Annotated in this window: 15 protein-coding genes; 3 read left to right on the top strand and 12 right to left on the bottom strand. The window is 57.9% G+C overall.

Going from position 1 to position 22,991, the window contains the following annotated elements; all coding sequences use genetic code 11:
• Positions 1 to 9: 9 nt before the first annotated feature.
• The 7 genes from C2134_RS01695 to entS all read right to left on the bottom strand — a co-directional run bounded on the left by C2134_RS01695 (position 10) and on the right by entS (position 11,032).
• Positions 10 to 3,909 carry a non-ribosomal peptide synthetase gene (locus tag C2134_RS01695; RefSeq protein WP_103317032.1) on the bottom strand — a complete coding sequence of 1,300 codons (3,900 nt, stop codon included), beginning with the start codon at positions 3,907 to 3,909 and terminating at the stop codon, positions 10 to 12.
• 153 nt (positions 3,910 to 4,062) lie between these two features.
• Positions 4,063 to 4,836, bottom strand: coding sequence for an ABC transporter ATP-binding protein (locus C2134_RS01690; RefSeq protein WP_103317030.1), 774 nt, complete (start codon positions 4,834 to 4,836; stop codon positions 4,063 to 4,065).
• Complete coding sequence (locus tag C2134_RS01685; protein ID WP_103317028.1) at positions 4,833 to 5,900, bottom strand: FecCD family ABC transporter permease; 1,068 nt, start codon at positions 5,898 to 5,900, stop codon at positions 4,833 to 4,835. The genes C2134_RS01690 and C2134_RS01685 overlap by 4 nt, the downstream gene beginning before the upstream one ends.
• Positions 5,897 to 7,006, bottom strand: coding sequence for an ABC transporter substrate-binding protein (locus C2134_RS01680; RefSeq protein WP_103317026.1), 1,110 nt, complete (start codon positions 7,004 to 7,006; stop codon positions 5,897 to 5,899). The genes C2134_RS01685 and C2134_RS01680 overlap by 4 nt, the downstream gene beginning before the upstream one ends.
• Positions 7,007 to 7,016: 10 nt before the next feature.
• Complete coding sequence (locus tag C2134_RS01675) at positions 7,017 to 7,298, bottom strand: DUF2218 domain-containing protein (protein ID WP_103317024.1); 282 nt, start codon at positions 7,296 to 7,298, stop codon at positions 7,017 to 7,019.
• A 115-nt stretch (positions 7,299 to 7,413) separates the two neighbouring features.
• Positions 7,414 to 9,522 (bottom strand): TonB-dependent receptor domain-containing protein, encoded by a 2,109-nt coding sequence (locus tag C2134_RS01670; protein WP_103317022.1) that lies wholly within the window; start codon positions 9,520 to 9,522, stop codon positions 7,414 to 7,416.
• A gap of 238 nt (positions 9,523 to 9,760) precedes the next feature.
• Positions 9,761 to 11,032: an enterobactin transporter EntS gene (entS, locus tag C2134_RS01665; protein WP_103317020.1), complete on the bottom strand. Its 1,272-nt coding sequence runs from the start codon at positions 11,030 to 11,032 to the stop codon at positions 9,761 to 9,763.
• A gap of 323 nt (positions 11,033 to 11,355) precedes the next feature.
• Between entS and C2134_RS01660 the strand changes: the two genes are divergently transcribed.
• The gene (locus C2134_RS01660; protein ID WP_103317018.1) at positions 11,356 to 13,992 is read left to right on the top strand and encodes a family 20 glycosylhydrolase; all 2,637 of its coding nucleotides are present in this window, start codon (positions 11,356 to 11,358) and stop codon (positions 13,990 to 13,992) included.
• A gap of 334 nt (positions 13,993 to 14,326) precedes the next feature.
• Here C2134_RS01660 and C2134_RS21075 read toward each other — a convergent pair whose 3' ends face one another.
• The 5 genes from C2134_RS21075 to C2134_RS21070 all read right to left on the bottom strand — a co-directional run bounded on the left by C2134_RS21075 (position 14,327) and on the right by C2134_RS21070 (position 19,503).
• A complete protein-coding gene (locus tag C2134_RS21075; RefSeq protein ID WP_146042059.1) occupies positions 14,327 to 15,019 on the bottom strand; it encodes a hypothetical protein in 693 nt (230 codons plus the stop codon).
• Positions 15,016 to 15,552, bottom strand: a complete 537-nt coding sequence (locus C2134_RS01655) for a DUF1120 domain-containing protein (RefSeq protein WP_103317016.1) — start codon at positions 15,550 to 15,552, stop codon at positions 15,016 to 15,018. The genes C2134_RS21075 and C2134_RS01655 overlap by 4 nt, the downstream gene beginning before the upstream one ends.
• A gap of 9 nt (positions 15,553 to 15,561) precedes the next feature.
• Positions 15,562 to 17,850: a fimbria/pilus outer membrane usher protein gene (locus C2134_RS01650; protein ID WP_158248664.1), complete on the bottom strand. Its 2,289-nt coding sequence runs from the start codon at positions 17,848 to 17,850 to the stop codon at positions 15,562 to 15,564.
• Between the two features lie 141 nt (positions 17,851 to 17,991).
• Positions 17,992 to 18,726: a fimbria/pilus periplasmic chaperone gene (locus C2134_RS01645; protein ID WP_103317011.1), complete on the bottom strand. Its 735-nt coding sequence runs from the start codon at positions 18,724 to 18,726 to the stop codon at positions 17,992 to 17,994.
• Positions 18,727 to 18,735: 9 nt separating this feature from the next.
• Positions 18,736 to 19,503: a hypothetical protein gene (locus tag C2134_RS21070; protein ID WP_146042058.1), complete on the bottom strand. Its 768-nt coding sequence runs from the start codon at positions 19,501 to 19,503 to the stop codon at positions 18,736 to 18,738.
• Between the two features lie 1,820 nt (positions 19,504 to 21,323).
• On the opposite strand from C2134_RS21070, the gene C2134_RS21065 reads away from it, so the two are divergent.
• Positions 21,324 to 22,079 carry a winged helix-turn-helix domain-containing protein gene (locus C2134_RS21065; RefSeq protein WP_146042057.1) on the top strand — a complete coding sequence of 252 codons (756 nt, stop codon included), beginning with the start codon at positions 21,324 to 21,326 and terminating at the stop codon, positions 22,077 to 22,079.
• A gap of 664 nt (positions 22,080 to 22,743) precedes the next feature.
• Positions 22,744 to 22,991, top strand: a 248-nt coding sequence (locus C2134_RS01640) for a transposase (RefSeq protein ID WP_199179847.1), incomplete at its 3' end; no start/stop codon positions are given.

The raw sequence follows: 22,991 nt of genomic DNA, 5'->3' as shown, positions 1-22,991 counted from the left end.
CGGCAAGCATTACCCCGTTATCAGCCGCCTGGCCAGCGCTTCCCCGATCCGCCGCATGGGTTGCGGATCGCTCATGCCGATGTGATCGCAGTCCAGCTCCATCACCTCCAGCCGGCCGTTCAGGTAGGGCTCCCAGTCGGCTGCCTGCGGTCCATCCGCAGGATGATGGCTGGCGCGGAACAACAGCATGTCGCCGTGGCAGCGCGGCGTCTGGCTGGCGCGGAAGTGCTGCATGCCTTGCCACGACGCCAAGGCGAGTTTCTCCAGCGCGGCACGGCCCAGCGGCGCCAGCGGACTGCCGGGGCGCAGCAGCCGCTGGTAGATGGCCTCGTTGTCCAGGGGCTGGCCATCGGGATCGACGTCGAGTTCGCCGTTGACGCTGAGCACCGTCACCAGCGCGTCGCGCAGGGTGGGGGCGGGACGGCCTTGCCAGCGTGTGACCGGGTAGCTGTCCATCAGCGCCAAGAGTTCTATGTTTTCGTCGGCTTGTTGCAGCGCGGCGGCCATGGCCTGGACCAGCGCGCCGCCCAGCGACCAGCCGAGCAGCCGGTACGGTCCGCGCGGCTGAATGGCGCGGATTTGCTTTATATAACCATCCACCATGGCTGCGAAGCTGTCCGGCGTCTCGCCGCGTATGCCCGCTGCCTGCAGGCCGTAGATGGCTACGCCGGGCAGGTGGCGCGCCAGGCCCAGATAGCACCAGGACAGTCCTTCCGCCGGATGCAGGCAGAACAGCGCCGGCAGCGCGCCAGGCTGTATGGTCAGCAAGGGGCCGAACGGGTCACTGTCTTGCGCGGGCGGCCGGTGCGCCGCCGGGGCGGACAGCGCTTGCGCCAGTGCGCTGACGGTGTGATGGGTGAACAAGGCGGAAACGGGGACTTCGCGCTCCAGCTCGCGGCTCAGCCGGTTGGCGGCTTGAATCGCCTGCAGCGATTTGCCGCCCATGGCGAAGAAATTGGCATGGAGGCTGTCCGGCATAGCGCCCAACACCTGCTGCCAGACGGCCATGATCTTTTGTTGCAGCGGCGTGGCATCTCCGGCGTCCGACGAAGCGGCGGGCGCGTCATCGGCCAGCAGGGCCAACTGCTTGCGGTCTATCTTGCCGTTGACGTTGCGCGGCAGTTGCGGCAGCCAGTGCCAGCGGTCAGGAATGGCGGCGGCGGGCAAGACATCCGCCAGCGCGTGGCGCAGCGCGGCCGCATCGGCTTGCTCCTCCCCGCTCAGGAAGGCGGCCAGCGTGTAGCCGCCTCCGGCCCGCGGCAGGCCGATCACCGCGGCTTCCCGCACCGAGGGATGGGCCAGCAGCGCGTTTTCCACTTCGGCCGGATCGATTCGCAGGCCGCTGATCTTCAGCTCCTGGTCCAAGCGGCCCAGGAAGCGGAGCTGGCCATCGCGCCAGGCGACTCGATCTCCGGTGCGGTAGGCGCGCGGCGAGCCGGGCAGGGCGCTCAGTTCGACGAAGCGGCGCGCGGTCAATTCCGGCCGGTGCAGATAACCCAGCGCCAAGGCCTCGCCCAGCAGGCAAAGTTCGCCGGCCTCGCCCGCCGGAACCGGGCGCAATGTCTCGTCCACAATGACGGCGTCCACGCCGGGGCGGGGCAGGCCGATGGGCAGGCTGTCCGAACCGTCCCATGCCGCGCCGGGGCCGGACAGAATGGCGCCGGTGGCGATGATGGATGCCTCGGTCGGGCCGTAGCTGTTCAGCAGGACACAATTTGGCAGTAGCTCGCGCCAGCGGCTGGCGCGCTCGGGCAGGGCGGCTTCGCCGCCGATGATGACTAGGCGCACGCCGGACAGCTGCTCGGCCAGCTGCGGCGTCAGCGCATAGGCCAGCTCATGCCAGAAGGCGGTGGGCAGGTCCAGTACGTCAATGCCCAGCCCGGATACGGCATCGACAAAGGCCTGCATGGACTCCAGCATGGCTTCGTCGCGCACCTGCAAGGTGCCGCCATGGCATAGCGCGAGGAAGATTTCCTCCACGCTGGCGTCAAAATGCAGCGGCGCGAACTGCAGCATGCGTTCGCCCTGGGCAAACCGGTAGAACTGGCCGGCGCTGGAGACGAAATGCGCCAAGGCGCCGCGGCCTACCAGCACGCCGTTGGGCTTGCCGGTGGAGCCGGAGGTGTACAGCAGGTAGGCTGGCAGATGCGCCGCCGCGGGCATGGCGCGCATCTGCGATGGCGCGAAAGGCAAGGCCTCGTCCAGGCATAGCGTGGCGATGCCGCCCAGCTGCGCCGCCCAGCGCTGCCAGGTCAGCGCCAGCTTGGGCGCGGCATCGTCCAATACCATTTGCAGGCGCGCCGGCGGGCCGTGCGGGTCCAGCGGGACATAGCAGCCGCCTGCCCATAGCGTGGCCAGAATGGCGACGATCGCATCGACGCCGCGCGGCAGCAGAATCGCCACTCGCTCGCCGTCCTGCAGGCCCTGGGCGCGCAATTGACCGGCCAGGGCCTGGACTCTGGCCAGCAAGTGGCTATAGCTCAGTGTTTGCGGTCCGCAGACCAGCGCCGCCGCATCCGGCTGGCTGGCGGCTTGCTCGGCCAGATGGGTCATGACGTCCTGCGGCGGGCTAGCCAGCGCGGGGCCGTGCAGCACGGACAAGGGCGGCAGATGGGGCAGCAGCTCTGCCAACGGCGTGGCGGGTTCTGTTTGAGCCAGTTTGTCCAGCCAGCGCAGCAGCGATTGCCACAGCGCTTGCAGCCGCTCTGGCGGATAAGCGCGCGGATTGGCCTCCAGGCTGAAACGCCATTCTGTATTCAGCAGGCTGAGGTTGATGGACAGATCTTCCACCGGCCCGGCGCTGATCGGCAGGATGCGGGCATCCAACCCCGCGAACGGCGCGCGGCGGTCGAACGGCATCAGATTGACGACGGGGCCGAACAGCCGGTCATTGCCGGCCAGCCTGCCCAGATCGCCGCGCAGCCACTCGTAGCGGTAGCGCTGGCGGGGGCGGATGGCGCGCAGGCCATCTTCCGATTGGCGCACCAGTTCCGCCAGCGTGTCGCCTGGCGTCAGCCGCAGGCTGAACGGGGCGATATTCATCGCCATGCAGGGGATGTCCAGCGCGGCGGAACCGATGCGGTTCATCACCGGCAGGCCCAGGGTGATGTCGCGGCGGCCGGAGTGTTCCGCCAGCCAGGCGGCAACCGCGGCCAGCAGCCAACCTCCCCAATTGGCGCCGCATGTCTTGGCGGCAAGCTGCCAGCTGGCGATCTGCCGCGCGTCCAGCATGCCGCCGGCCTTGGCGACATGATCGGCCAGTGGCTGCGGCGGCGCGAGCGTCACCGCGGCCGGAAAATAGCCTTGCCGTTGTTGCCAGAAGGCGCGGTCATGGTCCCGATCCATCGATGCGCGATAAGCCTGGTCTTCCGCCAGCACTTTTTGCAGCGACCAGTCGGGCAGGGGAGGCATGGCTTGGCCGGACGCCCGCGCGCTGTAGCGCGCAGCGATCGCCTTGGCTAGCAGGCCGTAGCCGTAGCCGTCCAGCGCGATGTGGTGCGTTTGCAGATACCACAGGTGATGGCGAGGGCCGAGTTTCAGCAGCGCCGCGCGGAACGGGCGTTCGGAATCGGTTTGCCAGGGGCGGGACAGGGACTCGCGCATCCAGGCATCGGCGGCCGCGCGCGGATCGGCCGCGCCGCTCAGGTCATGAAGGCCAGGGGGAGAAAACCGTTCCGCATGCGGCTGCTGCCACAGCGATTCGCCGTCGAAGTGGAACTGCATGTTCAGCGCCGGGCAGTGTGCAAGCACTTCCGCCGCGGATTCGAGCAGCGCCTCGGCAAGGAGAGGGCCGCGCAGTTCTATCGCTTCGGCGGTCCAGTAGGATGGATTGTGCGCTGCCAGTTGCTGGCCCATCCAGATGCCGTGCTGGGCGGCGCTGACGGGGAGGCGGGACGGTGTCGGGTTCATGATGTGCTGCTGGATGAGCCGCGCAGGCGGCTTGCGGAATGATGATGTCGCATAATAAATGCGATTGAGTATCAATTGCAATTAACTATGCGGAAATCTGCAAAATTTACGGCGATGACTGCCGCGGCCGGCGGGCCGCGGCGAGCAGGCGCCTTAGCCGGCGCGGCCTGCCAATCCATCCACCAGAATATGCGGCACGCCTTGCGGGCAGCGCTCCACGCGTCCTGTCACGCCGTAGACCGCGCGCAGCGTGGCGGCATCGATGACCTGCTCCGGCCGGCCGTTGGCCAGCAACTGGCCGCCTTTCAGCATCAGCACGCGGTCGGTATGGCGCAGCGCGGCGTTGAGGTCGTGCAGCACGATCACTGTCACCATGCCGCGGCGGCGGGTTTCGCGGCGCAGCAGGTCCATGACGTGGAACTGGTAGTTCAGGTCCAGCGCCGATAGCGGCTCGTCCAGCAGCAGCACCGCCGGTTCGCGGATCAAGGCCTGGGCGATGCCCACCAGCTGGCGCTGGCCGCCGGACAGTTGGTCCAGATAATGGCGCGCCAGGTGGGCGATGCCCAAGGACTCCAGCAGCGCCACCACCTCGTCGTCGCCATGGCGGCGAAACAGACCCGCAGCCGTGGCCTGGCCGGCCACCATCAAGGACTCGAACACCGTCAGATGCACGCAGGGCGGCAGCGTTTGCGGCAGATAGGCGGCCTCGCCGTGGCGGCGGTTCAATGGCCTATCGCCCAGCCGCACCGCGCCGTCGCAAGCCTGCAGGCCTGCCAGCGCGCGCAGCAGCGTGGATTTGCCGCTGCCGTTGGGGCCGAGCAGGGCGGCGACTTCTCCGGCCGCCAGGCTGGGCACGCTGAGCTTGTTTATCACCCGGTGTTTGCCGTAGCTCACCGACAGGTTTTCCAGCGACAGAGGCCCGCTCATGTCCGACCTCCGTTGCGCAGCACGATGGCGATGAAGAAGGGTATGCCCACCAGCGAGGTGACGATGCCCACCGGCACGATGACGCCGGGAATCAGGTTCTTGGTGACACAGGAGGCCAGCGACAGGATGGCGGCGCCGGTCAGCGCGCTGACCGGCAGATAGAAGCGATGATCCTCGCCCACCAGCCGCCGCGCGATGTGCGGCGCGATCAGGCCGATGAAGCCTATGGTGCCGACGAAGGCCACCGCCAGCGCGGTGAGCAGGCTGGCGCGCAGCAAGGACGCCAGGCGCAGCCGGCGCACGTCTATGCCGAAGCTGGCGGCGCGGTCCTCGCCCAGCCTCAGCGCGGTGAGCCGCCAGGCATTGGCCATGGACCACGGCAGAATCAGCGCAAAAGCGCCGAACAGCAGCCCCAGCTTGGGCCAGTCGGCGCGCGACAGGCTGCCCATCAGCCAGAACACCAGGTCTTGCAGCGCGTCGGCGGTGGAAACGAACTGCAGCAGCGAAACCAGGGCGTTGAAGCTGAAGAACAGCGCGATGCCGAACAGCAGCACGCCGCTGGCGGCCATCCGCGTCACACGCGCCACGCCGTCCAGCAGCAGCGCGGAGCCGAGGGCGAAGACAAAGGCGTTGGCCGGCAGCATCCACGCCGCCGGCACGCCGGGCAGGCTGAGGTTCAGCAGAATGGCCAGCGCCGCGCCAAACGCCGCCGCTGGCTGCAGGCCCAGCGTGAACGGGTCGGCCAGCGGGTTGTGCAGCACGGTCTGCATCTCCGCGCCGGCCAGGCCCAGCGCCAGGCCGGCGGCGACGGCGATCAGGGCGTAGGGCAGGCGGATGTCCCATACGATGACGGCGGTGGACGGATCAGCCGTGGCCGGCTCAAGCAGCGTTTGCCAGAACTCGGCCAGCGGCAGGCCACTGGCGCCGGTGGTGACATCCAGCGTCAGCGAGGCGAATATCAGCCCGATCAAAAACGCGATCAGCAACAGCCGGCGCAGCAAGCGCCGTCGGTAGTCGGCGCAGATGGCCGAGGCGGCGGGCGCCGCCATGGCGTGTTCCATCATTTGCCGCCCCTCGCCCAGTACGTGCCCTGCGGCGGGATCGCCAGAAAGTCGCGGTGCAGTTGTTGCCAGCTGGCGTCGGGGTCCAGCTTAGCGAAGCGCTGCGGCTGCAGCGTTTTGGCGAAGGCTTCCAGCAGCACGATGTGGTAAGGCGTGTTGTAGAAGTGGTGCCAGGCGCCGAAAGTGCGGCCCTCGCGCACGGCGGCCAGCGCGCCCACCGGCTTGCGCGCGGCGGCTGCGGCCAGCGAGGCGCGCGCCTGGGCCGGCGCGATATCCGCGCCGAACTGGATGCCGGCCTTGTCGCCGGGCGCGGCGCTGCCGGTGCCGATATACCAGTCCGGCTTGGCGGCCAGGATGTGCTCCATATTGACTTCGCCCACCGCGCCCGGAATCAGCTTGTCGCCGATATTGACGCCGCCGGCGGCATCCACCAGCTCGCCCAGGCTGCCTTTGCCGGCGCTGGTGACATTGGGGAAGGCGCCGGCGCGCAGGTCGAGAAACACCTTGGGCTTCTGCTGCGCCGGGATGGCGGCCACGGTGTGGCGGATGGCGTCCATTTTGCTTTGATAGAAGCGGATGAAACGCTCCGCCTCTGCCTCGCGCTGCAGCGCCTGGCCCATGATGCGCAGGCTGGGCACGGTGTGCTCCAGCGGGGCGTTGCGGAAATCGACAAACACCACCGGCACTTTGGCGGCTTGCAGCTGTTTGACGATGGGGTTGTTCAGGCCGGGGCCGTGGCCGGAGACGCTGAAGATGGCGATGTCCGGTTTCAGCGCCAGCACTTTCTCGGCGCTGACCGAGTTCTCACTGGTGCCGCCTATCAGCGGGATGCGGTCAATTTCGGGGAAGCGCTTTTTGTATTGGGCGTAGGTTTGCGGGTCCAGCTGGCGGAAGTCGCCTTGCCAGCCGGCAATGCGGGCCAGCGGCTGCTTGCCTTCCAGCAGCGCCAGCGCGTAGAACAGCCGGCCTTCGCCCAGCAGGATGCGCTGCGTCTTGGCCGGCGCGTCCACTTTGCGGCCGGCGATGTCGGTGATGACGGCGGCCTGGGCGGTCAGCGCGCTTGTGGCGAACAGCGCTGCCAGCAGCAGGCGGGAGAATAGGGTTGTCATCGGGAATCCTTTACTTCTGCCAGTCGAGCTTGAGTTCCGGCTGCTTGGCCATCAAGCCCAGGTGCTCGTCCATGATGAATTCGATCTTGGCCAGCTTGTCGGCCGCGTCCGCCGCGCACACCATGTCCAGCGTGTCGCCCTGGCGCTGGATGTCGCAGGTGCCGATGGGAAACTGCACGTGGGCGCGATGGGTGTCGAAATCCACCGGCACTTTCAGCGCGTAGTGCTTGCACAGCTTGTACAGCACCTTGTCGGCGTGGGCGGTGGTCAAAGAAGCGCGGCTGCTCAGCATCTTGATTTCTCCTATTGCATAAACGGGAACAGGCAGTTGGCGGACCTGAAGGGTCCGGCAACTGCCGTGCGCGGCTTCCCGTCTGCTTGAGCCAAGCGGACGGGAAGTGCGGGGTTTAGAACTTGCCGGTCAGGGTCAGCCAATAGCGGCGGCCTTCGTCGACCATCCAGTTGCCGTTGAGGCCGTTGTCGCGTGCGCGGTCGTCGATGGCGACTTTGCGGTCGCCCACGTTCAGCACGGCGAAGTTGACGTCGAAGGTCTTGTTGATCTGGTAGGTGCCGCCCAGATCCCAGGTGCTGGAGCCGCCGCGGGTGCGGACGACGTTGGCTCCGTTGCGGAAACCGGTGTAGTACTGCTTGCCTTCAAAGTTGAGGCGGCTGTACACATCCAGTTTTTCCACCGGGTTCCAAGCCAGTTTGACGTTGCCGGCATGTTCCGGGGTTTTGTCCAGCGGCATGCCTTCCAGCGATTGGCCGGAGTAGCTGGTTTCCTTGCCGCCGTGGCGCTTGGACTTGGTGTAGGTGTAGTTGCCGGACACGGTCCAGCGCGGCGCAAACGCCCAGCTGCCGGAGAACTCCAGGCCATGGATGTCCACGTTGTCCACGTTGTCGTATACGTAGACGCGAGCCGGATTGCCCTTGGCGATCAATTCGTTGGTGAATTGGTCGGTGCCGTAGCTCACCACCTTGTTGCGGAAGCGGTTGAAGAAGGCGGTGGCGTTTGCGTTCAAGCCTTGGTTGTCGTCGAAGTGCAGGCTGGCTTCGTAAGTGGTGCTTTCTTCCGGCTTCAGCTTGGAGTTGCCGCACAGCAGGCCGGTTTCAACCTGGCTGCCGGTGCGCATGCAGTAGCCGTCGGTGCTCTGGCGGATGGTCGGCGCCTTGAAGCCCTTGCCCACGCCGCCTTTCAATGTCCAGTTGGCGTTCAGTTGATCCACTAGGTACAGGCGCGGCGTGAAGTGGCTGCCGAAGACGCTGTGATGGTCCAGACGGCCGCCGCCGGTCAGCTTCAGGGTGTCGGTTAGGTCGTAAGTGTCTTCCGCGAATAACGCCCAAGTATTGACGGTAATCTTGTTAGGGTTGGGCGTGCCGGTGAATTTGAATGGGGGCAGCAGCGCTTCCTGCGCGGCCATATTGTCCCCGACTTGCTGGCCGACCTGGCTGCCTACCTTGAACGTGTGGCGATCAAACAGGAAGGTCAGTTGCCCATCCAGCGTGGTATTGGTCAGCTTCAGGCTTTTGCCGTCATCGACGTTGTTGACGCTGTGGCTGGGTTTTTCGATTTCCTGATACAGGGCCAGATTGGAGCGGATATTGCCGTACTTGCCGTTGTGGCTCAGGCTCCAGTGGTCGCGGACGTCAAAATAATCGTCCTTGGTATTCGGCGTGGTTCCCTTCAAATAGAGACCAACGCTCTTGCCGGGCGTGGTGGTCTGACGCAACTCATTGTGGCCGGCTTCGAAGGTGATCTCGTGATCCTTGTTGGGGGTAAAGCTCAGCTTGGCGTTGATGTCGCCCAAGTGTGTGCCGACTTTGCCGCCATCGCCGCTGTTGGCGTAGAAGATATTGTCCTCTGCCTGATTATTCAGCGCGCCATACAGTTGCAGCGACAGCAGATCCTTCACCAGCGGGCCGCCCACCCAGAAGCTGCTCTGGCCGGTGTTGCCTTCATTGGAGTGTTCGGTGATGGTGCCGCCCAGCGTCATCGAACCGTGCCATTCCTTCGGCGCTTTGCGGGTGATGATGTTGACCACGCCGCCCATGGCGTCGGAGCCATACAACGAAGACATCGGGCCGCGCACGACTTCAATGCGTTCAATCGCTTCCATCGGCGGAATCTGGAATTGCTGGAAGCCGCCGGTGCCGCGGCTGCGCGTCTCGCGGGTATTCTGGCGGCGGCCATCCACCATGATCAGCGTATATTCGCCGGGCAGGCCACGGATGGAAATGTCCTTGTCGCCCGGGCCGGAACCATTGATGTTGATGCCTTCCAGATCACTGAGGGCATCGGTCAAATTGGTGTAAGGCTTCTTTTCCAGCTGCTCTCTCGTAATCACGGAAATGCTCGCGGGCGCTTCTTTGATCTTTTGTTCGTAACCGGTGGCGGTGACGACTACGGTCGGCAATTCAGCTTCCGCAGCATAGGCGGCGGGGAGGTGCAGGCTGCAGACGGCAGCAGAGAGCAGCGCCAGTCGGAAGCCCTGGCGTGGGAGGCGATTGTTTTTCATTGTCTAAACCCAGAGTTCATCACGGAACGGTTGTCCACTTGGCAGGCGCGGCGCTGTGGCAAGGTTTTATTGAGGCCAGCGGAATATTTGCGCAATCAATGTCAAATGGTTGACGTATTGTCGCACCAATCTACCTTAATGTAAATAGGAATTGTTTGCATTATCATTCTCAATAAAGCGGCGGCGCGTGCAGAAATCTGGTTTCTATCGCGCGCCGCCGGACGCAACGACGCTGGGATCAGCTCTGTTGCGGAGCCGCTTTAGGCGTCGGGGATTCGCTGCCCGCGCCATGCCGCAGCCGGCGCAGTTGGCCAAAGCCGGCGAGCATCGCCAGTCCGGCTGCCGCCGCGCTCAGGCCGAGCGCAGCGGTGGCGGCCATCGGCGCCAAAAGCCGCGCCAGCGCGCCCAGGCCGAAAGCGCCCAGGCTGTCGCCCGTCACGTCCTGCGCGTTCCACAGGCTGTTGACGCGCCCCAGCAGGTGGTCCGGCGTGCGGCCCTGCACCAGTGTGAACTGCAGCAAAGAGACGATGGAGCCGAAGTAGCCCACTACAGCCAGCGCCGCCAGCGCGGCTGCCAGGTGAGGGATCCAGCCCAGCGAGGCCAGGGCCAGCGCGGAAGCCAGCAGGGCGGCCAGCATGGCGGCGCCGGGACGGCGCAAGCCGGCCACCCAGCCGCTGGTGAAGGCGCCCAGCATGGCGCCCAGCGGCACCGCTCCATACATCAGGCCCACGGCGAAAGCGCCGCTGCCGTAGCCATCCTCCGCCAGCGACGGATACAGCACCCGCACCGAAGCCAGCAAAGCCTGCAGCGTGCCTACCGCCACCACCGCGCCGACCACCTTGTCCTGCAGCAGAAAGCCGAAACCTTCGCGCAGCGCGCGCAAGGGATGGGCGGGCTCGCCGCCTTGCGGCAGCAGTCTGGGGAGGCGGGTCAGCGGCACCAGGGTCAGCAAGGTGCCGAGGCCGGCCAGCAGGTAGTTCCAGTTGACGCCGATGGCCGCGATCACGGCGCCGCCCAGCAGCGGCGACAGCACCGCGCCTAGGCGCATGGTCAGCATGCTCAGCGCGCCGGCCGCCGGCAGGTTTTCACGCCCGACGATGGACGGAATGGCCGCCATCAGCGAGGTGATGCCGATGCCGCTGAAGAAACCATCCCAAGCCGATACCGCGTAGAGCGCGGCCAGCGACGGCTGCTCCAGAAAGCCGTTGGCCGCCAGCGCCAAAAAGCCCAGGCCGCAGGAAGATCGACCCAGCAGAATCAGCCGGCGGCGGTCCATGCGGTCCGCCAGCACGCCGCCGCACATCAGGCCGGCGAACATGCCGATGCCGTCCAGCGCCATGGCCATGCCCACCTGCAGCGGGGAGCCGGTCAACTGATGGATTTGCACCGGCACCGCCACCATCAGGATGCCGAAGGCAAACACCGAGATCAGGCGGGCGATGAAGATGCAGCGGAAATGCGGATTGAGCCTGAGCAGGCTGAAATCAACGAAGATGGGGGATTTTTTCATGAGTAAGCGGCGGTTGGGATGACGGGGGCCAGGCTGAGGCCGAATGTGGATTCGGATGTCCTGCCGAAGCAGGCGCATGCTAGCACTTAATATTAATGAGAATCAATATTAATTGTGAATTGAGCCAGAAAACCCAAGCATCCGGCGGCCATCTGAGCCGCGGGCAATTTGTCTTGCATCAAGCCGCGTTGTTAATACCTATTGCATGTCACCAATAATACCAATCTAATACCAAATGGCGCTGGCATCTGGCGCTGAAATGATTCCTGCCGAGCCCTTGCTGGATGGGTCGGCTTCGCATGGCTGTGGAGGAGGAGAGGAAGATGAACCTGAAACGATTACTGAGCATGGCTGTGCTGGCAGCCTTGTCGTCCGCCGCCTGGTCGGCGCCGGATGCGGCGGCGTTGGGGCAGAGCCTGTCGCTGAAAATGGCGGTGGATACCAATAAGGGCGCAGCTGCCGGCGCGCCCTGCGCCGACCTGGGCGCGGACTGGGCCTCCTGCCTGAAGGGCCGGCTGATTCTGGAGAACCGTGGCGGTGAAGTCGTGCCGGCCGGCAGCGGATGGAGCCTGTATCTGCACAGCATCCGCCGCATTCTGAAGCTGGATTCGCCAGACTTCGCCATCCGCCATATCACTGGCGACTTGTACCAGCTCACGCCCACGGCCGGCTTCCAGGGGCTGGCCGCCGGCCAGAAGCTGGAACTGCCGCTGATAGACGAATACTGGCTGCTGCAGGAAAGCGACGTGCTGCCGCGGCCTTATGTAGTGGTGGATGGCCAGCCGCCAGCCCTGCTGCAGCATGACAGCAGCGACGATGCCAGCTACCTGCTGCCGCTGACCGGCGACAACTGGAAGAACCCGGCCGGCGAACAGCGCCCGCTGGCCACGCCGGAGCAGCGCTATCACACCTTTACCCCGCGCGGGTTGCCGCTGTCTGCCGCGCAGGTGGCAAAACGCACCATCCCCGCGGTGATGCGGCAGCAAGCGGGCAGCGGCCAGGTGCAGGTGAGCGGGCTCAGTCTGAATCTATCCGGGCTCGATCCTGCACAGCGGCAGGCGTTGGCAGAGCGCGCGGCGCAGTTGGGGCTGCGCGCCAATGGGGCGCCGGTGGCGGGGGGAGTGGCCGGGACCAAATTGCCGGCAGACATCGCCGTGTCCGGCGGTTACCGCCTGTCAATCGGCCAGCAGGGCGTCAGGGTGGAAGGCTATGATGCGGCGGGGGTGTTCTATGGCGTGCAAACCTTGCTGGGCCTGGTGCCGCAAGGCGGCGGCGCCATCCCCGCGATGACGGTGGAAGACGCGCCGCGCTATGCGTATCGCGGCATGATGGTGGACCTGGCGCGCAACTTCAAACAACCGGCTACCGTGCGGCGGCTGATTGAGCAGATGGCGGCCTACAAGCTCAACAAGCTGCACCTGCACCTGTCCGACGACGAAGGCTGGCGCGTGCAGATTCCTGGCCTGCCGGAATTGACCGACGTCGGCGCGCGCCGCTGCCATGATTTGAGCGAAACCCGCTGCCTGCTGCCGCAACTGGGTTCCGGCCCGGACAACCAGTCCGGCGGCGGCTATCTGACCCGCGCGGATTACATCGATCTGGTGCGCTACGCCCAGGCGCATTTCATCGAGGTGATCCCGGAATTCGACATGCCCGCGCACGCCCGCGCCGCCGTGGTGTCCATGGAAGCGCGTTACCGCAAGCTGATGGCGGCAGGCCAGCCGCAGGCAGCCAGCGAATACCGCCTGCTCGACCCGCAGGACCAATCGAATACCTTGTCGGTGCAGTTTTACGACCGCCACACCTACCTGAACCCCTGCGTGCCGGGCAGCCAGCGCTTCGTCAGCAAGCTGGTGTCCGAGGTGGCGGCCATGCACCACGAAGCCGGCCAGCCGCTGCAGACCTGGCACTTTGGCGGCGACGAGGCCAAGAATATCCTGTTGGGCGGCGGTTTTCAGGATGTCAGCGGCAGCGATCCGGGCAAGGGCAAGGTAACAATGGCGCAACAGGACAAGCCGTGGGGCCGCTCGCCGGCCTGCCAGGCGCTTGTCAGCAGCGGCCAGATCAAGAGCGTGGACGATTTGCCATTGCGCTTCGCCCGCCAGGCCAGCGGCATCGTGGCCAGCCAGGGCATCGCCGCCATGGGCGCCTGGCAGGATGGCGTGCACGGCGCGGCCGGCGCGTCGGACTTCGCCACCGCGCATACCCTGGTCACCGAATGGGACACCCTGTACTGGGGCGCAGCGCAATCGTCAAGCGACCTGGCCAACAAGGGGTTCAAGACCGTGCTGGCGATGCCGGACTATCTGTATTTCGACTTCCCTTACGAGCTGAACCCGCGCGAGCACGGCTACTATTGGGCCTCGCGCGATACCGACAGCTACAAGGTGTTCAGCTTCGCGCCGGACAACCTGGCGCAGAACGCCGAAGTGATGCCGGACCGCCAAGGCAAGCCATTTGCCGTGACCAGCTCTGCCGCGCCGGCGCGTTTTGCCGGCATGCAAGGGCAGGCGTGGAGCGAGATCGTGCGGACTGATGCCGAGTTTGAACAGCGCGTTTACCCGCGCATGCTGGCGCTGGCCGAGCGCGCCTGGCACAAGGCGGCGTGGGAGCGGCCATACCAGGCCGGCGAAACCTACCAGCTGGGCGTCACCCATCTGGTGGACAAGGCGGCGCTGAACGCCGATTGGCAACAGTTTGCCGCCGTGCTGGGCTGGCGCGAAGCGCCGAAGTTGGAAAAAGCCGGCGTGCGATACCGCCTGCCGATGCCGGCGGTGCAGCCCGGCAGCGGGCCGTATGCCGTCACCACGGAATGGCCGGGCGCGCGGCTGCAGTACTCGACCGACGGCCGCAGCTGGCAAACCTATCAGCCAGGCCGGCAGGTGCAGGCCAATTACTGGCGCGGCGTGAGCCAGGACGGCAGCCGCGTGGGCCGGGCGGAAACCTTGTCCGGGCAGTGAGCGGGCATGGGGCGCGTTTTGAACGCGCTGGCCTGATGGGCTGCGTTATTTGACGGGTGAAGGACGGCGGACCTGTTGGTCCGCCGTTTTCCATTTTCCATCTCTAAATATTTTTAGCAAGTGATATTGACCAGATAGGGAATGATTCTGCACGATGAAGGACAGGGTTTTGGCTCTTTAACGTTGCTTCCAGTCAAGTGCCAGCAACTTTCAGGGGGCTGCAGGCCAAACTACGTGGCTTGCTAAACGCAGCTTGAGCAGGAGATTTGTTGTCTGCAAGCCTTGTCAAACCATTATATAATGGAGTTATGCAATAACGTCGTGGTAAGCCGGCTTATAGGTACTTGATATGTATTGTCGCGCCTGCATTAAAAATACTTTCTTCTTGTAGGGGGAATGCGTTGGGGTATAGAAAAGGTGATATGTGAACATTGAAGGTGTATCGTTTGCCGATGACCATTTGGCCATTGCTCAACCAAGACAGTAATAGATTATCTGCGGGCAAGATTGTCCTTCCTGAATCATCACTTCTGTTTTGCCCACCAAATGAGACACCAAATCGTGCAGGCTGCATCTGCTCGTCTTCGTCGGAGTATCTAGGATTCGACAGCCCCAGCCACCAGTGGCCAACTAGCTGATTTTTGTTATTAATGACTGCAAAACTTCCATCTGGAATAGAGGATTGTTTTGTGGGGCTGAAGTCATCCTTAGCAAATAGTGCGATTGCTACTGGCGCCTCGCATTGTATTCCAAGCTCTGCATCCTTTTCCTCTAGACCTAGTTTTAAGGCTGTGTTGGATTTGGTCTGAGGTAGTTGCAGTTTCTGATAATCAAAATGAACCCTCTGAGTTTGAATTGCGCCACCTTTTGTTGCGATGGCGTGACTAAAGCTACATGTCGGTGGTGAAATTTTTGCCTTGAAATTAAATTGAACTGAGCTTGTCTGTTCCGATGCAAAGCTGCTCAGTGACAATGCGCCACATAGCAAGGCGCATAGTTTGGAAAAATGCTTCAGTGTCAAATTCATTGGCTGCTTACCTCCAGCGTGCCTTCAGTAAGCATTTCACTATCATAGTCGCGCCGATAGCCGGTATCTACAAATACTGGGCTGGCTTTAATGTTGACTTTCATTTCTGTTACCATTTTATCGTTAGCAAGCTTCACATAGCTATTAGGTGTTAGTGCTATTTCTAGTGATTGCTCTTTCCCATCGCTCAGCAGTTGCTTCTCATTGTCACCGTTGACGAATGTATCACTTAAGGTTATGAATAATTTTCCATTGCTGCCAAGTTTGTATGTGGCTTCATCATAAGCTGCCGCTAAATAGCGGAGTTTTAGTTTTTGTGGAGTGTCGCATTGAATCTTTAGGGTGGCTGTTTTGCTTCCCAGGCTGGCATGACGTAGTTTGGTTGATATTTTTGTGCTTTGCATATTGACTCTGGCTAGTTCGCCAAAATCCATCACGTATAAGTCTGAGCTGATTTTGCAGGAAGGTTGCGCCAGGCTTGTGCTGCTGAAAAATAGACCCACCAGGCTGATGTAGATGTACAATAATTTCATTTAATTTCCTTATCCATTGGCCGGGAGGCAAGGCACATCAACAACAGAGCCTATCTCCTGATTTGCTATAGTTTGCTCAGGAAGTTTGAAACTGCATTTTTGCTGATTTTTTTCCACAAGATATTCCGCTGCGCTACGAGAGCCGCTTAGGAAGGCCAAGCCCTCAGGACCTAGTATGGTGATGAGTTGCCCCCTATCATCGATGATGGCACTCCCAGCAGGCAGTGGCTTGCCATTGGCATCCTGTACGCGAATGAATCGTTGCTCCAAGTTTTTTGCCTGCGCCCGCAAAACCGACACGCTTGCAAATGAAGGCATGACTTGCTGGATCCCATGTTTGAGATCGACATTCGTTGGCAGATCGCTGCTGACAACAGCCACACGCGAAGACGCGTAAGCTGGCAAACTAGTCAGTAGCGCCTTGCCTTGGCTATTTGTCCATACCTGACCGCCAGGTTGTTCCACGCGAACGCCAGGAGCATTCTCCACAGTCAAAATGCCAAAAGTTTCGGCGACTCGGGACGGTGCGGCCATCATATCGCCCTGATGCCAAGCCAGACTACCAATCGCGCTGCCGCTGAACGTGCGGGAATTATTGTACGCAGTGGCCGCCAAATTAATGTTGCTGAGGTGACTAGTCCATTGCAGATTACCGCCTAATGACTCACCGCTTCCATTCAGCTTCTTTCCCGCGTTGATGCTATAGCTCCCGTTTTGCAGCGACTCGGAAAGTGAGGCATTGGCTGACGTCGCTTGACGGTTTCCGCTGAGCGAGGCAGAAAAACGGCGCTCCCCGAGCGGATAACTTACACTGATGAATGCCAATAATTGTTTGTTGTTATCTTGGCTTAGGTTAAGCGAAACGAATCCTCCTTTTGCCATGGATTTAGACCAGCTGGCGTTCAGATTCTGGTTGCTTTGGGTCTGCCAGTAGTGGCTTTGGCTGTAACCCAGGTTGGCATTGCCGAAGCTACCATTTAGACTCCAGCTCAAGCCATAACGCTGTTTTAGATTGCCGTTGCTGCCCGCCAGTGGTGTGCCGCTGCCCAGATCACGATACTGGCGTGAGGTCTCTCCATAACTGATCCCAAGCGAGCTGCCGTCCCATAGCGAAATACCGGCATTGAAGGTAGATTGCCAGCCACTGGCCTGTTGTACAGCATCACGGCTGAAAAAGGTATTATTGCCAATGGAGAGACCTGAACCGAGATAGCTGTTCAAGGAAATGCCAAGGCTTTGATATTGCGTTGCTAGAAGTGCGCCGCTTTGCAGAATATTGTTACTGCCAAGTGGCAGCGTATAGCCCAGCGTCACTACATTGGTATACAAACCATCTTTGCGAATGATGCCCGCGGCTGCCGAATAGCTGCTGCTTTGGGTGTTGGCATGCTGATAGAGCGGAGAAATCGCTTCTACGTAATCGCGAGTTTCGCCATCTGACTCCTTGATGGTAATCGAAAGGTCCCCGCGGCCATTAAGCAGCATGATATTGTTCAGTGTGAAAGGGCCGGGCGGCACCATGGCGCTATGCACCAGCGAGCCCATTTGCCGTACTTCAACGGTTGCATAGGTTTTGGAAATTCCGCGCAGCGTATAACCCTCGCTCTGCAGTCCGGCCAAGCCTTGGTTGGTGAATAACTGGGCACCCAGCAAAACCGGAATGCTGAATAGACTGTTCGCAGCAGAAATTTCCCCTAACTGCAGGCTGCTGGATATGGAGTCCACGCTGGTTTGCGCATAGCTACCCAGACTCCGCCAATCGGCGCTGCCAGTTGAGCTGCTGCTGAATGACTGGCGGCTGCGCAGCAGCCAGCGTTGCCAATTTACGCCTAACTCTGTATCCGCGCTATAGCTGCGGGAGTTTTGCTGTTGCCCCTGGCTATTGCTGGCTTGCACGGCGTAATTCAATAGGAATGCCGGGGCTTGGGTGGCCAGCGTGTCCAGTTGATCCACCTTGGCATTGCGAATACGTTCGGGCGCCAGCACCAGCTCCACTTTATCCTGATTGGGGCGGTAGAATATTTTGGCTTCGGGGAAAGTGAGTCCAGGGTCCAGGCAACTATCTGGATTCGATCCAGCCTCCGAGGGCTGATTGATTCGAAGCTGTTGGATCAGCGCTTGCGTCAGGCACAGTGCACCACTGTCCTGAATCTCCACCGTCATTGCCCCCATGGGCTGGCCATTTACTACCACATCCACTTGATGTTGCCCAGGCAAAAAGCGCGGTTCATCACGGAAATAGTCGGCCAGGCTCTCCGGCAGGCCACGCGCCTTCAAGGCTTCCTTGCTGATATTCAAGGTCTCGCCAGCATGTCCATGAGCGGACAATGCCAGCAAAACGAATTGACAAACAATCTTTAATCTCATGGCTCAATACAGTTCGCATGTTTGGTCGCACCCTTTTTACTATTGTCTGCTTGGGCAATGACCTGGCTTTTGTCAGTTTTGGACTTTGAAAACATGCGGTGGCATCGCCGTTCCATCATCGGCTATAGGGGTAATTTTCACTTGGGTTGGCATCCCCTGGTTGGCAGTAGGCAGCGGAAGACTCAGACTTTGGCCGGGCAGGATATAGCTTTTTTTCAGATCCAATGTCTTGCCCCCGGGCGTGAGGCTGATAATGCTTGCCATGCGAATGACACTTTTGCTGGGATTGCGCACCGTCATCGACTTGTCGCTTGTTGTGCGCCACTCCAGAGCTTCCCAGCGACGTTGAGACGATCCTGCATCGGCTATCCGCACAATCGCTGGGATGCTCTGTTTGATATTGACTACCACCGCATTGTCCTTGGAGGCGGGAATAGCCTCAAACAAGGCACGCCCATATAGCTCCTGCTGCGGCGGCTCTTTTAGCAGCAAGACAAAACGAACATCTTTCTCTTCGCCGGCCTCCAGTCGCAGAACAGGCTGCGTCGGCACCAAGAAATTTTTCGCTTCACTATCGGGCACATATTCTGTTGAGCTGTAGAGCAGTACGGGATAGGGGTCGGTATTTTTGACTCGTATCGATCCTTGTTTTTTTTCAGCGCTGACGTCAAGCGTCAGCTTGCCCAGTACCGGCGCTGCAAATATGAATGGTGGAGTGAACAAAGCAAGACATAGGAGAAATTTTAAAAAGTGTGGCATATTGATATTCCGGCCAATACGAGCACCGCAGGTACTCGTATTGGTCATTGCAAGATTTTAATTAAATGTAACAGTTACCGGCCAAGCCTTTTTAATATCAACAGGGTTTGACTTGTCCACCTGCTCATAATGATCATTGTTGCCATTGCTTGCAATCTTATGAGTCATTACTCTGTAAGCCAGGTCAAATTTAAATCCTTTTGAGGAGATTGGCTGGTTGTCCTTTTTATCGGTAACATGATAAACACCACTTTCTGTTGAAATATATGCCAGAGAGCCATCGTTATTCAGGTGGCCACTATCGTTCTGAAATTTTCCGGTTGCTTGGTAGTCGCCAGAGCTGTCTTGAACTCTAGTGTTAAAGAGTCCAACAGCCGCTCTACCAATTTCAAGTTTAAGGCCATTAGGGGCTCCACCTACTAGTTTATAGGTGCCCAAGCTACGAGTCATTGGCCAGGTGTTATTGCCGACAATATTATTGAGGTTGCTGGTGTTCGAGTCAAAAGCGGCAAAATTCGAATAGGTAACACCGTGGTCTTCTGTTTGTATTGAATTGGTACCGATAGTAAGCGTGGTATTCGTATCGCAAGTGACTTCAATAGCATCAGGGACGATAGTTTCCACCGATTGCTGTTTGCCGGTCTTCAGTACCTCATAAGAGTATTCGCCAGCCTTGAGATCAAGTGCTTTGTTAGCAGAGACCTTGCATTGGTTTGCTACGGCGCCTATGTGGCCAGAGAACGATACTGTGAATTTATCTGACCCGGCCATCGCTCCAGCAGAGTAAATGCCAAGTATGGAGGCGGTGATAATTGCATATTTCATGGGCGTCCTTACGTTTAAAAAAATGTAGAATGTCACGCTTTAGCTAGCGCAACACCTAAACTATAGCAAGCGCATCGAGTAGAGAAAATGATGTTTTCATTGGAATTTCTGATTCATTCCTGATTTAATCCTTTGGTAGGGTATTTCATGATTAGGGTTGGTTGTGCCGTTTTGGGGGATAGTGTGGTTCACTTGGCATCGAAGTGGGGACGAGGCTGCAGTTGAAATGCAAAAAGAAATTTTGCAAAATAAGTATGCATTTAATATTATTATTCAATAAGAATGAAATTTAAGCTCAGAGAAGGAGTGGATGATTGCCTTTAGAGTGGAAATATGCCAAAATTTTTTAATTTCTTTAAAAAAATGTACATGGCATTTAAAATGCTCTTGCCTATGTGTTGCTAGGTCATCGTACTAAACGCTGTTTTTGAGCTGTTTTTAGGCTTTACAATGAATAGAAAGGAAAATTCATTTCATGAAAATGGTGGGGGTTCATAGAATTTAGGGATTATGAACTCATTCTAGCGAGTAGAAATGATAAACGATCATTTAGGTAGACCTTTTTTAGCAGGCCGCCATGTATGCAATCGATCCAGCTTGATCGAACTTCATGCAAGGCTGAAGGCGGTCCCCTCTAAAAGGAATTGCGAAGTTATTCTTCAGGCAACCCAAGTTTGTAGGCAGTTGCTCATTGTAAACAGTGTAAGCCAAAATATTTATATCACTAAAAGTGAGTTTGTAAAACTATCAGCCGCTATTTCTCGAGCATCGTCTGAGTGAATGCATATTTAGTTGCGGTACGAAAATTTTATTTCACATGGCTTTGAGATATTCCTGCGTTCGATAAACCTCCATTTATGGTGTGTTTGATTTTTATGCGCGCATTTTTAAATATGCTTTGTGAGAAAGCCCGGCGTAATCATCAGCAGATCTGCATTTTTACACTAAATCTGCTCTTCCCGTAGAGGAGGTCAGTTTTCTTAATTAATTTTATTTCCATAATGAATTAAGCAGGATCACTTCCCTATTTACTTTTACTCGCAAAATCATGCTTGATCCCTGTACGGCGAACAGCAACACCAAGGATAAATATATGCAACCGTTCGCACCTGTTTAGATGTAAACCATCCTAAATTGGCCAAGCGGGTGATCTGCTCCAAAGAAATGATTCATTGCTATCGCCTAGGCAAGCCCCTATGCTCGAAGTGCGGGCTGTGAGAGCGATCAATCCTATAGCTGATTGAAGGGCAGTAGTAATCGGTTAGCTTAGAAGACTACAATGACGGAAGATATAGTTATAAAATAAATTGCGTGCTATTTATTTCTGACTGAGCAAAAGCCGTTGACGTTTGCCGCGCTGATCTGGTTGTGACGATTGTGTCCGGATGCGGGGATCGCAGTCTGCCGCAGACCATGTTGTGGCTAGGCTACGTAACAGTGTACTCTGCCAAGCACGCAGGGGAGGTATCTACCGGATGTCTCTGGCGTTTTGCGCACGGACTGAGTTTGAGATGCGGCGTGGGAAGCTTCTTGACTCGCAGCCGGTGGGCTTTGGAGCGACCGCTCATCAAAACAACTTTTAGGCTTTGGAAGTACCGATTTTGGTCTCAATCGATATCGAATTTTATTTCAAAATAATTGTTGCAATAAGAATTTGCAGCTAAATTACTTAGCACGCGAAGCATGCTCTGAGTCTAGGTTTAAGTAGAACGCCAATGGCATTTGCGCTGCTGTTTTAAGATGCTAAAAAACTAATGATTTAATTTTTAGCTTTCTATACCGCGCTGTTAAATTTTATCACATAGGTCTGTTGGTATTATATGTATTACTTGATAGAAAATGGCAGGGCTATATTTTGTGCTAGGACTGGCACTATCCGCCTAAAGGAGGGGGATACCTATTCATTAAAAAAAACAGAAGCTCTTCTTCTTGAATGTTTGTTAAATAAAATAGAGGGAAAGAGGCAAATAATGGATACAGTTTGGCCGAGTGTCATCGTGACTGATAATAGTTATCACCGCCTTATTTTTGATTTGAGAAGACAATTTTCTTTAATTGGATTGGACCAGCATAATATAAAAACAATTCCTAGGCGGGGATGTATCTATACCGGGTCGTCTACGGTTTTCCATAATGAGGCTGATGCTTGTGCTAGTTGGACATTAGCTTTTAACTCCAATCTTCCCATCGCACCATATACAAAATCTGAGTCCCAGGGAGATAGCCCTCAGCTAGATGAATTCAGCAAGGAATTGATTGTTTTTCATGAAGAGAAATTGCCATGCAATTGGTTTGCCATGCTTTCGATAATAATTTTTATTTTAGGTTGTGGGTTTGGAGCTGGATTGATTCTTGCCAAAAATCTTATTTTCTTTCATCCGGTGAGTTTTCGTGAAAATATCTGGCTTGTCAATACGGACAATGCTCCGAGAAAATTTAACGACTCTAAGGAAAGTTTGATTTTTTTTACAAATAATCCCCGAGCAGAAAGTTATTTTTTATGTCCGGAAAAATCAGAATTGGCTCCGTCTTTAAAGAAGCAAGAAACTTGCAAAGACTATACTTACTTCCATTAGCTATGATAGTTGGAGGGTATGTTGGCTTTGTGTATTACAATTATAAAATGGATAGTTCTTTGTCATGTAAAACGGTAATTTCTGAATTGAGACTCCCGAATCGTACGGGGCGAGAGGTTGTAGTAAAAGGCTATATTGATATTGAAATGCAAACTAAATCTATTGCCATTACGTTAGATGGCAGCGATGGACATGTAGGTAGAACGGTCAGTATCACACCATTTTATGATGTGCTGGGAAGAGTGCGTTCATTTAGGATTGATAGGATTGATGTAAACTCGTACGAGAAGGGGAGCTTAGCTAGTGATTTCAATATATTAAGGAAAATAGGTGAGGAGTATCCCTTTCGGATCTTTCACATTAATGAGGATATAGCTATGTATAGATTTGGATCACCAAGATTATTTTGCGAGCGAGAGCGTGATTAAAGAGTATCTTTGGGGGGCTTATTTTTTAATTTTAAATCCCTTGCGTTATTGATTATTTTTTGAAATATTGCAGAGTAAGATTGTTCTGTGCTCATTCTGCCTTCACGGGCTTCACACCTCGATTTCATTGAGTTGAAATGATTAAAAATTACTGATTTTAAATTAAACGATACAGTTTAGTTACGAGGGGCTTTGTTGCACAAATCCTCCCCGCCACAGCTTGGTAAGATAGCGGCATGACCAAGCCCGCTCCAAAACGCTATCGAACGACCAACTGGAACGCCTACAACCAAGCCCTGATCCAACGCGGCTCTCTGTCCGTCTGGCTGGACACGAGCATGTCATGGCAGGCGACTCCACGGGGCAAGCGCGGACGGACGCAGACCTATAGCGATGTGGCTATTCAGTTCTGTTTGACTATCAAGAACCTGTTTGGACTGCCTTTGCGGCAGACCATCGGTTTCATCCAAAGTCTGCTCAAGCT

Source organism: Chromobacterium sinusclupearum (assembly GCF_002902845.1).
GTDB lineage: Bacteria > Pseudomonadota > Gammaproteobacteria > Burkholderiales > Chromobacteriaceae > Chromobacterium > Chromobacterium sinusclupearum.
The sequence above is the reverse complement of the archived record's forward strand: the minus strand, read 5'-3'. Positions and strand labels throughout refer to the sequence as shown.

What these genes read in the sequence shown, in the direction of transcription:
- C2134_RS01695 (WP_103317032.1), bottom strand. Translation starts at nt 3,909, where the DNA reads ATGAACCCGACACCGTCCCGCCTCCCCGTCAGCGCCGCCCAGCACGGC.
- C2134_RS01690 (WP_103317030.1), bottom strand. Translation starts at nt 4,836, where the DNA reads ATGAGCGGGCCTCTGTCGCTGGAAAACCTGTCGGTGAGCTACGGCAAA.
- C2134_RS01685 (WP_103317028.1), bottom strand. Translation starts at nt 5,900, where the DNA reads ATGATGGAACACGCCATGGCGGCGCCCGCCGCCTCGGCCATCTGCGCC.
- C2134_RS01680 (WP_103317026.1), bottom strand. Translation starts at nt 7,006, where the DNA reads ATGACAACCCTATTCTCCCGCCTGCTGCTGGCAGCGCTGTTCGCCACA.
- C2134_RS01675 (WP_103317024.1), bottom strand. Translation starts at nt 7,298, where the DNA reads ATGCTGAGCAGCCGCGCTTCTTTGACCACCGCCCACGCCGACAAGGTG.
- C2134_RS01670 (WP_103317022.1), bottom strand. Translation starts at nt 9,522, where the DNA reads ATGAAAAACAATCGCCTCCCACGCCAGGGCTTCCGACTGGCGCTGCTC.
- entS (WP_103317020.1), bottom strand. Translation starts at nt 11,032, where the DNA reads ATGAAAAAATCCCCCATCTTCGTTGATTTCAGCCTGCTCAGGCTCAAT.
- C2134_RS01660 (WP_103317018.1), top strand. Translation starts at nt 11,356, where the DNA reads ATGAACCTGAAACGATTACTGAGCATGGCTGTGCTGGCAGCCTTGTCG.
- C2134_RS21075 (WP_146042059.1), bottom strand. Translation starts at nt 15,019, where the DNA reads ATGAATTTGACACTGAAGCATTTTTCCAAACTATGCGCCTTGCTATGT.
- C2134_RS01655 (WP_103317016.1), bottom strand. Translation starts at nt 15,552, where the DNA reads ATGAAATTATTGTACATCTACATCAGCCTGGTGGGTCTATTTTTCAGC.
- C2134_RS01645 (WP_103317011.1), bottom strand. Translation starts at nt 18,726, where the DNA reads ATGACCAATACGAGTACCTGCGGTGCTCGTATTGGCCGGAATATCAAT.
- C2134_RS21070 (WP_146042058.1), bottom strand. Translation starts at nt 19,503, where the DNA reads ATGAAATATGCAATTATCACCGCCTCCATACTTGGCATTTACTCTGCT.
- C2134_RS21065 (WP_146042057.1), top strand. Translation starts at nt 21,324, where the DNA reads ATGTATTACTTGATAGAAAATGGCAGGGCTATATTTTGTGCTAGGACT.